At 62.6% G+C, this 9,387-nt stretch carries 8 protein-coding genes; 4 read left to right on the top strand and 4 right to left on the bottom strand.

Annotated elements, in window-relative coordinates:
- Nucleotides 1-61: 61 nt before the first annotated feature.
- Nucleotides 62-1,558: a Fe-S cluster assembly protein SufB gene (sufB, locus tag YY7_RS0148215; RefSeq protein WP_028169232.1), complete on the bottom strand. Its 1,497-nt coding sequence runs from the start codon at nt 1,556-1,558 to the stop codon at nt 62-64.
- A gap of 93 nt (nt 1,559-1,651) precedes the next feature.
- A complete protein-coding gene (locus tag YY7_RS0148210) occupies nt 1,652-2,806 on the bottom strand; it encodes a cysteine desulfurase family protein (protein ID WP_028169231.1) in 1,155 nt (384 codons plus the stop codon).
- A 341-nt stretch (nt 2,807-3,147) separates the two neighbouring features.
- On the opposite strand from YY7_RS0148210, the gene YY7_RS0148205 reads away from it, so the two are divergent.
- On the top strand, nt 3,148-3,795 hold the full coding sequence (locus tag YY7_RS0148205; protein ID WP_028169230.1) for an alpha/beta hydrolase: 648 nt from the start codon (nt 3,148-3,150) through the stop codon (nt 3,793-3,795).
- Between the two features lie 115 nt (nt 3,796-3,910).
- Here the strand turns inward: YY7_RS0148205 and YY7_RS0148200 are convergent, their stop codons facing one another.
- Nucleotides 3,911-4,585, bottom strand: a complete 675-nt coding sequence (locus YY7_RS0148200) for a glutathione S-transferase family protein (protein ID WP_028169229.1) — start codon at nt 4,583-4,585, stop codon at nt 3,911-3,913.
- A 90-nt stretch (nt 4,586-4,675) separates the two neighbouring features.
- Nucleotides 4,676-5,779: an anhydro-N-acetylmuramic acid kinase gene (locus tag YY7_RS0148195; protein WP_028169228.1), complete on the bottom strand. Its 1,104-nt coding sequence runs from the start codon at nt 5,777-5,779 to the stop codon at nt 4,676-4,678.
- Between the two features lie 164 nt (nt 5,780-5,943).
- Between YY7_RS0148195 and tyrS the strand changes: the two genes are divergently transcribed.
- The 3 genes from tyrS to YY7_RS0148180 all read left to right on the top strand — a co-directional run.
- Entirely contained in the window at nt 5,944-7,200 is a 1,257-nt protein-coding gene (tyrS, locus tag YY7_RS0148190; protein WP_028169227.1) for a tyrosine--tRNA ligase, read from the top strand.
- Between the two features lie 55 nt (nt 7,201-7,255).
- A complete protein-coding gene (locus YY7_RS0148185; protein WP_028169226.1) occupies nt 7,256-8,497 on the top strand; it encodes an MFS transporter in 1,242 nt (413 codons plus the stop codon).
- A gap of 102 nt (nt 8,498-8,599) precedes the next feature.
- On the top strand, nt 8,600-9,387 hold a 788-nt coding region (locus YY7_RS0148180), incomplete at its 3' end, for a cache domain-containing protein (protein ID WP_028169225.1).

The raw sequence follows: 9,387 nt of genomic DNA, 5'->3' as shown, positions 1-9,387 counted from the left end.
TTACAGTTTTCCTAGATGTCATCCCGAGGCGCCAGTACGGCAGGCCCGCCAGGGATGAGGATTATCCAACCGAACCTTCGAGCGAGATCGAGATCAGCTTCTGCGCCTCGACCGCGAACTCCATCGGGAGCTGCTGCAGCACGTCCTTGACGAAGCCGTTGACGACGAGGCCGACCGCTTCCTCCTGGCTCAGNCCGCGCTGCACGCAGTAGAACAGGACATCCTCTGAGATCTTCGAGGTCGTCGCCTCGTGCTCGAACGTCGCCGACGAGTTCTTCGCCTCGACGTAAGGCACGGTGTGCGCGCCGCATTTGTCGCCGATNAAAAGCGAGTCNCAGGCGGTGTAGTTGCGCGCGCCGGTGGCTTTGCGGTGCGCGGTNACGAGGCCGCGATAGGTGTTCTGCGACTTGNCGGCNGCGATGCCCTTGGAGATGATCCGGCTCGAGGTGTTCTTGCCGAGATGGATCATCTTGGTGCCGCTGTCGACCTGCTGGTAACCGTTCGAGATCGCGATCGAGTAGAACTCGCCGCGCGAATTGTCGCCGCGCAGGATGCAGCTCGGATATTTCCAGGTGATGGCGGAGCCGGTCTCGACCTGGGTCCAGGANATCTTCGANTGGNCGCCNCGGCANTCGCCACGCTTGGTGACGAAGTTGTAGATGCCGCCCTTGCCTTCCGAGTTGCCGGGATACCAGTTCTGCACCGTCGAATATTTGATCTCGGCGTCATCGAGCGCGACCAGTTCGACCACGGCAGCGTGCAATTGATTCTCGTCGCGCTGCGGCGCGGTGCAGCCTTCGAGGTAGCTCACATACGAGCCCTTGTCGGCGATGATCAGCGTGCGCTCGAACTGNCCGGTGTTGCGCTCGTTGATGCGGAAATAGGTCGACAATTCCATCGGACAGCGCACGCCCGGCGGCACATAGACGAACGAGCCGTCGGAGAACACCGCCGAGTTCANGGTGGCGAAGAAGTTATCCGACGTCGGCACCACGCTGCCGAGATACTTCCGCACCAGCTCAGGGTGCTCGCGGATCGCTTCCGAGATCGGCATGAAGATCACGCCGGCCTTCTTCAATTCCTTCTGGAAGGTGGTCGCAACCGACACCGAATCGAACACGGCGTCGACAGCGATCTTCCGCTGCTCCGACGGCTCTCCGCCCGGAGGCGGCTCGACGCCCTCGAGGATCGCGACCTCCCTTAAGGGAATGCCGAGCTTCTCGTAGGTCTTGAGAATCTCCGGATCGATCTCGTCGATCGATGACAGCGTCTTCTTCGGCTTCGGCGCCGCGTAATAGTAGAGGTCCTGGTANTCGATCTTGGGATAGTTGACGCGCGCCCAGGTCGGCTCGGTCATGGTCAGCCAGCGGCGGTACGCCTCCAGGCGCCATTCCAGCATCCAGGCCGGCTCGTTCTTTTTCTCTGAGATGAANCGGACGATATCTTCCGAGAGCCCCTTGGGGGCCTTTTCGGATTCGATNAGCGTCTCGAACCCATATCGATACTGATCGACGTCGATCCGTCGGACACGGTCGACCGTCTCCTGTACAGCAGGCATTCAATCCTCCGCTCGCGGTTTCAAGGACCGCGGTGGATCAGTTCTAAAGAGTGGTACGGTTGCTTAGTGGACGAAAAACCCGCTTAGAACCGTTCAAGCTGTGTTTCGTCCCACTCTAAGTAAGGTATCGGCGAGCTTTAGCCAAGCCTTTACGGCCAAATCTATGTCTGTGGTGGATGTAGACCAGCCAAGACTAAGCCGCACTGCTCCCTGGGCGAGGTCCGGCCGGAACCCCATCGCGGCTAGCACATGTGACGGCTGGACCTTTCCCGAGGAACAGGCGGAACCCGAAGATACCGCGATTCCAGCTAGGTCGAAGCCGATCACGGCGGTTTCCGCCTTCAAACCTGGGACCGTGAATAGCGTGGTATTGGGCAGCCTCGGCACGCCGTCCGAGAATACAATAATACCACTTACTTCTCTCAGGCCAGCCTCAAGTCGGTCCCTCAGGGCCCGCAGCCGGACTGCGTCGGTCTCGAGGCTCGCCATCGCGGCCTTGGCAGCCGCGCCAAAGGCCGAGATGCCGGCGACGTTCTCCGTACCGGCGCGGCGCCCGAGCTCCTGGCCGCCACCGCGCAGCAGTGGTTCGAGCCTCTCCACTCCCTCCGCCAGGACCACGGCCCCGACGCCCTTGGCGCCGCCGACCTTGTGCGCGGACAGCGTCACCAGATCCGCCTGCAATGATTCGAGATCGAAGGGAATTTTCCCGAAGGCCTGGATCGCATCGACGTGGAGCAGTCCGCCGGCCGCATGAACGATCTCGGCCGCCTTCTCGACCGGCTGCAGCGCGCCGGTCTCGTTGTTGGCCAGCATCACCGACACCAATGCGGGCGGGCCATCGGCCAGCTTGCTACGGAGGTTATCGAGGTCCAGCACGCCTGACGATGTCACGGCCACGGTCTCGATCGCTTCAGCCGCAAAGCGCCCGCCTGATAGCACCGAGGCATGCTCGATCGCAGACACCAGGAGCCGCTGGACGGGAGCACTACCGCTCCGTCGCACGCCAGGCGTCAATGCCAGCACGTTCGCTTCCGTGCCGCCTGAGGCAAACACCACGTCCTGCGCCTTAGCGCCCACCGCCGCGGCAATCGCGCTCCTGGCGTCCTCGACCAGCCGACGTGCCTGCCGCCCCTCGGCATGCACCGAGGACGGATTGCCGCACAGCTCCCATGCCGCCGCCATCGCCGCCTTCGCCTCGGGGCGAAGCGGCGTGGTCGCATTCCAGTCGAGATAGACGCGATTCGTCATAGAGTATTATAATACCTCAGACTTCTTACGGGCCCTGCCTGCAATCTTCGCTCGAATCCCTAGGCCAGTTGGTGATTGCCGCGCCGCCCGCAATCACCGGCTAACGCATTGAACACGCTTGGCGTTGTTCAAGATGCTTGCTTTTTGCCCCTCGCCTCATGCTAGAACGCGGGCCTCAAAAACCAACCGAGGCGTCGTTCGTTCGCGGGAAGCCGCCTGACGGCGCCGTTCACGGTAAATCCAGCCACTTTATCTGCCGGGGGCCGATGAAGTCAGCACAACTCGGTTGATTGCCCAGCGCCAACCAAGGGTCAAGCGTAGGATCACTCAAGGGATCACTGATGCCTGAAGTTATTTTCAACGGCCCGGCGGGCCGTCTCGAAGGCCGCTACCATCCGGCCAAGCAGAAGAACGCGCCGATCGCCATGATCCTGCATCCGCACCCGCAGTTTCACGGCACGATGAATCACCAGATCGTCTACCAGTGCTACTATGCCTTTGCGCATCGCGGCTTCTCGGTGCTGCGCTTCAATTTCCGCGGGGTCGGCCGCAGCCAGGGCTCGTTCGACCACGGCACCGGCGAATTGTCGGATGCAGCCTCCGCGCTCGATTGGGCGCAGAGCATCAATCCCGAGGCACGTGCCTGCTGGGTCGCGGGCTTTTCGTTCGGCGCCTGGATCGGCATGCAGCTCCTGATGCGCCGGCCCGAGGTCGAGGGATTCATCTCGATCGCGCCGCCGGCCAATCTCTATGACTTCTCGTTCCTGGCGCCCTGCCCGTCCTCCGGGCTGATCGTGCATGGCGACAAGGACGCCGTGGTGCCGCCCAAGGACGTCAACACGCTGGTCGAGAAATTGAAGACACAGAAGGGCATCGTGATCGATCAGCAGATCATCCCCGGCGCCAACCACTTCTTCGACGGCAAGCTCGAGCCGTTGATGGAAACGGTGACCGGCTATCTCGACATGCGCCTCGCCAACGTGCGCTAAGGCAGTGCGGCCCGTGTAGGATGGGTAGAGCAAAGCGAAACCCATCACTCGGGCCGCGTGTCGTGAAGGCGATGGGTTTCGCTTTGCTCTACCCATCCTACGGCGCTGCGGCGCGTTACGCCGCAAGCTTCAACACATGCGCGTCATGCTGCTTGAGGAAGGCGCGCAGCAATTGCGGATAGTCGGCGCCGACCGCGGCCTTCACGCTCGGACGCTTCGCCAGCTCCGCGCGCCACTTCCGCACCTTCGGCATGTCGTTGAACACCGCAAGGTCGATGAATTCGTCGAACACATCGAAATAGCGGAAGATCGGCGCGAACACCGCATCCACCAGGCTGAATTTCTCGCCCGCAAAGTACGGACCCGCGCCGAGTGCCGCCTCGACGCGGGCGAATTTGGCGGTGACCGCCTCCCGCTTGGCCTCGAAGGTCGTGGCATCCTTGGCAATCTCGAGGCCCCAGAGATCGCTTAAGGTGGCAGAGCCGAATTCCATCCAGGCGCGATGTTCGGCGCGCGCCAGCGGGTCCTGCGGATGCAGCTTGGCTCCGGCTTGCGTCTCCTCGATATATTCGCAGATCACGTTGCTCTCGAACAGCGCCACCTCGCCCTTGTCGGTCGCAACCGTCAGCACCGGCACCTTGCCGAGCGGCGATATCTTCAGGAACCAATCCGGCTTGTTGGCGAGGTCGATATCGATCCGTTCGAAGGCGACGCCCTTCTCGTTAAGCGCGATCACCGCGCGCTGCACATAGGGACAGAGCTTGTGGCTGATCAGTTTCAACGCGGCCATGGCGAACTCCTCGCTGGTTTCAAGCACTCGCATGCACCTAAATGCATTTGCATGAAACAGTCAAGAAAGGATGCAATTGCATCTAACGGCCTAAGGTCGCACGATGATGCCCCCGGTCATAGGAATAGGCACGCCGGTCGTGGCGGGATAGCTGAGCGGTAGGCCCTTCATCCCGCGCACAGCGAGGAAACCGAAGGCCTGCGCCTCGATCGCGTCCGGCGACCAGCCGAGCGCATCGGCTGCTTCGACGGTCGCGGGCGCAACCCGCTCGCGCAGCATCCGCAGCATGGTCAGATTGCGCGCGCCGCCGCCGGCAACGATCCAGCTCTTCGGCACCTTCGGCAATAGCGGCAGCACGCGGGCGATCGTGGCCGCAGTGAAGGCGGTCAAAGTCGCCGCGCCGTCGGCGGGCGTGACGTCCCCGAGCTTCAATGCGGCGAAATCATTGCGGTCCAGCGATTTCGGCGGCGGCAGCGCGAAAAAGGGCAATTCCAGCGCGCGCGCAATCCAGGCCTCATCGGCCCTGCCCTGCGCGGCAAACCGGCCGTCGCAATCGAACGGCTGGCTCATGACGCGGAACATGTAGTCGTCAAGCAGCGCGTTGCCGGGACCGGTGTCGCAGGCGATCAGCGTGTCGGTGCCGTCGATATAGGTGATGTTGGAGACCCCGCCGACATTGACCACCACGGTCGGCCCCTCGCGCTGCACGGATTGCACCAGTGCGCGGTGATAGACCGGCACGAAGGGCGCGCCCTGCCCGCCGGCCTCGACATCGGCGGCGCGAAAATCATGCATCACGGGAATGTGGACCATTTTCGCCAGCGCCGCGGCATCGCCGATCTGCACCGTCAATCGGCGCTCCGGCCGGTGCAGCACGGTCTGGCCGTGGAAGCCGACAATGTCGACATCTTCCGGCGTGATGCGATTCTGTGCGGTGAAGGTGGCGACCGCCTCGGCATGCGCCAGCGTCACGGCGCGTTCGGCGTCGGGCAGGATTCCGGGCCGGGCATCGCGGTGCGCTAGATGGACGGCCTCGGTAAGTGCTTGGCGCAGCAGGCTGCGCTCGGCATTGGTGTAGGGCCGGTAGCCGGACGGCCCGAACGACTTGACCTGCTTTCCGTCGGTTTCGATCAGTGCGACGTCAACCCCGTCGAGCGAGGTCCCGCTCATCAGACCGAGTGCGGTCAACATCATGCCTGCAGCCTTCGACGCCTCTTGTCCTGCCCTGACGCCCGGCTTGTATCAAACAAGCACATCTTATAATGCCACAGCGCCCCCTGCGGCGGCAGTCCGTTCGGTCGGGGTTCCCCAACTGGATGTAAATACCGTAAAACAAGCATGATCAGAGTCGCCGACAAATGACTACATTTAAATCGGATTTTATGAATGAGCTGCAGTGGCGCGGCTTCATTCATCAGGTGTCGGACGCGGCGGGCATCGACGCGCTCGCCGCCAAGGGAGACGTCGTGGCCTATGTCGGCTACGACTGCACGGCCCCATCCCTGCATATCGGCCATTTGTTGTCGGCCATGATGCTGCACTGGCTGCAGGAAACCACAGGCGGCAAACCGATCACGTTGATGGGCGGCGGCACCACGCGCGTCGGCGACCCCTCGGGCAAGGACGAAACGCGTCAAATTCTCTCCATCGAGCAAATCGACACCAACAAGGAATCCATCAAGCACGTCTTCAAACGCTTCCTGACATTCGGAGACGGCAAGACCGATGCCGTGATGGCCGACAACGCGGAGTGGCTGACCAAGCTCAATTACATCGAAATGCTGCGGGATATCGGTCGGCACTTTTCCGTGAACCGCATGCTTTCCATGGACTCGGTCAAGCTCCGTCTCGATCGCGACCAGGAAATGAGCTTCATCGAATTCAACTACATGATCCTGCAGTCCTACGACTTCGTGGAACTGGCACGTCGCTACGGTTGCAATCTACAGATGGGCGGCTCCGATCAATGGGGGAACATCGTCACTGGTGTCGACCTCGGCCGCCGCATGGGCACTCATCAGCTCTACGCATTGACGACACCGCTGTTGACCACGGCCTCCGGCGCCAAGATGGGCAAGACCGCCGCCGGCGCGGTCTGGCTGAACGCCGACCAGTTCAGCCCCTACGATTACTGGCAATACTGGCGTAACACGGAAGACGCCGACGTCGGACGATTCCTGAAACTGTTCACGACGCTTTCAATGAGCGAGATCGGGAAGCTGGAGGCGCTGCAGGGCTCCGAGATCAACGAGGCCAAGAAGGTGCTGGCGACGGAAGCGACCGCCCTGCTCCATGGCCGCGATGCCGCAAACGAGGCGGCTGAAACCGCGCGACGCACCTTCGAGGAAGGCGCGCTGGCCGAGACGCTGCCCACGGTCGAAATTCCGCGCGGCGAACTGGATGCCGGCATCGGCGTGCTGGCTGCCTATGTGAAAGCCGGCCTTGTCGCCTCTAACGGCGAGGCGCGGCGCCAGATCAAGGGCGGCGGATTACGCGTTAACGACGTCGCCGTCACCGACGAAAAGATGCTGCTGACGCCGTCGGATCTCACCGCGGAAGGCGTGATCAAGCTGTCGCTCGGCAAGAAACGGCACGTCCTGTTGAAGGCTGCATAGGCGCATTCGCTTTTTGCGACTTGTGGGGAGGCGCGGAAACGCGCTCCCTCTTCGCATGGACAAGAATACGCCCGGGGAGGAAGTTGCAGCGAAGCCGCCGACGCGCGTCGCGCTCAATGTGCTCGCGCTGTGCTTTGTGCTCGCGCTGATCGGCCGCGGCCTCGGCGAAAGCTTCACTGTCTTCTTGAAACCAATCTCTGAAAGCTTCGGCTGGGACCGCGCACAGACCGTTTCGGTCTATTCGCTGACCTGGCTTGCCGGCGGCCTGACCGCGCCACTGATCGGGCGCCTGTTCGACCATTCGGGGCCGCGAGCCGTCTATGCGCTGGGACTGCTGCTGCTCGGCGGCTCATTCCTGGTCGCGGCGCATGCGCAATATCTCTGGCAGTTGCAGTTCAGCGTCGGCCTTTGCGTCGGAATCGGTATCGCCTTCATCGGCAATGTGCCGAACTCGATCCTGCTCGGCCGGTGGTTCGGACCTCGCCTGCCGACCGCGATGGCGGTGGTCTATTCCGCGGCCGGCGCCGGCGTGCTTGTGCTGCTCCCGGCCTCGCAGCTTTTGATCGATGGCGTCGGCTGGCGCGGCGCCTACCAGATCTTCGGCATCACGGCGCTGTGCCTGCTGGTGCCGCTATTGCTGTTGCCGTGGCGGCGGTTCTCGCGCGGCTCGCCGCATGTGGTGAAGAAGGCCGATCCTGACGTCGTCGACCAAGGCTGGACGCTGCTCGGCGCAATGCGTCATCACGCCTTCTGGGCGCTGTTTGCGACCTTCTTCTTCACCGCGATCGGCATGTATGCGATCTCGGCGCAAATCGTTGCCTATCTGATCGACGCGGGCTTTCCACCGCTGCAGGCGGCGACCGCCTGGGGCTTCAGCGGCGTCGTGCTGCTGTTCGGCATGCTCGGCGTGTCCGAACTCGACAGCATCATCGGCCGCCGACCGTCGGTCCTGCTCAGCTATGCAATCTCGATCGTCGGCATCATCCTGCTCTGGCTGCTGCAGTGGTATCCGAACTTCTGGCTGCTCACCGGCTTCGTCGTCACCTTCGGCAGCATGATCGGCTCGCGCGGCCCGCTGATCACGGCCACCGCGATGAAGATCTTCCGCGGCAAGCGGGTCGGCACCATCTATGGCACCATCTCGATCGGCAGCGGGCTCGGCTCCGCGTTCGGGTCTTGGGCCGGCGGCCTGATTCACGACTTCGCCCACAGCTACAACCCGGTGATCGCATTCGCGCTGGTCAGCGTGGTCCTCGGAATGATCCCATTCCTGGTCGTGCCGGCACTGCGCCGCTGATCGAGCGCGTCCCAGAGGTATCCCCTTGATGGCGCGCTGTATTCACTATTGGTAAGACAGTTCCTGTTATGCCTCGGGACACGATTTTCCGCAGAGGCCGCAATGAACATTCTCAGCCGACTGACGATCCGCACCAAACTCGCCAGCATCGTGGCTCTCGCAGCACTGACCGTGTTCGCGATCGTCGCGGGATCGGCCTGGCTCAGCCGAAGCCGCATGCTGGACGATCGCGTCGCACAGATGCGGACGGCGGTCGACCTGCTTTACGGCGTGGCGCAGTCGCTGCAGGACGAGGTCGCCGCGGGGAAGATGACCGTCGCCGAGGCCAAGGTGCAGTTTCGCCAGCGCGGCCGGAAAATGACCTTCAACAACGGCCAAGGCTATTCCGTCACTTACAATGCCGACACTTCGATCTTGTTGAACGCCGCCAATCCCCAGCTCGAAGGCAAAATCACCGGTGCAATCGATTCCAATGGCGTCCTGATTGCCGACGCCATTATAGGCGCCGCCCGGCAGAAACTGGAAGGCGGGACCACATCCTATCTTTATGCACGCCCCGGCGGGACCGTGCCGTTGCGGAAAATGATCTTTGCCCGCGGCTTCGAGCCGTGGAACATCGTCATGAGCTACGGGCTCTATGTCGATGATATCGACGCCGATGTGAATGCACTGCTGCTGGAGCTCGGCGCGGTCGGCGGCGGTCTGATGCTGCTGATGGGGCTGTTATCGTGGCTGATTGCCCGCGACGTGGTCGGAGCCCTCGATCGCCAGAAGAACCGGATGCAGCGGATCGCCGAAGGCTCGCTCGACGAAGCGGTCGAGGAGACGAGCCGCGGCGACGAGATCGGGCGCATGGCGGAAACGCTCGAGGTGCTGCGGCAGACCGCGAT

This window comes from Bradyrhizobium elkanii WSM2783 (genome assembly GCF_000472865.1).
GTDB lineage: Bacteria > Pseudomonadota > Alphaproteobacteria > Rhizobiales > Xanthobacteraceae > Bradyrhizobium > Bradyrhizobium elkanii_A.
The sequence above is the reverse complement of the archived record's forward strand: the minus strand, read 5'-3'. Positions and strand labels throughout refer to the sequence as shown.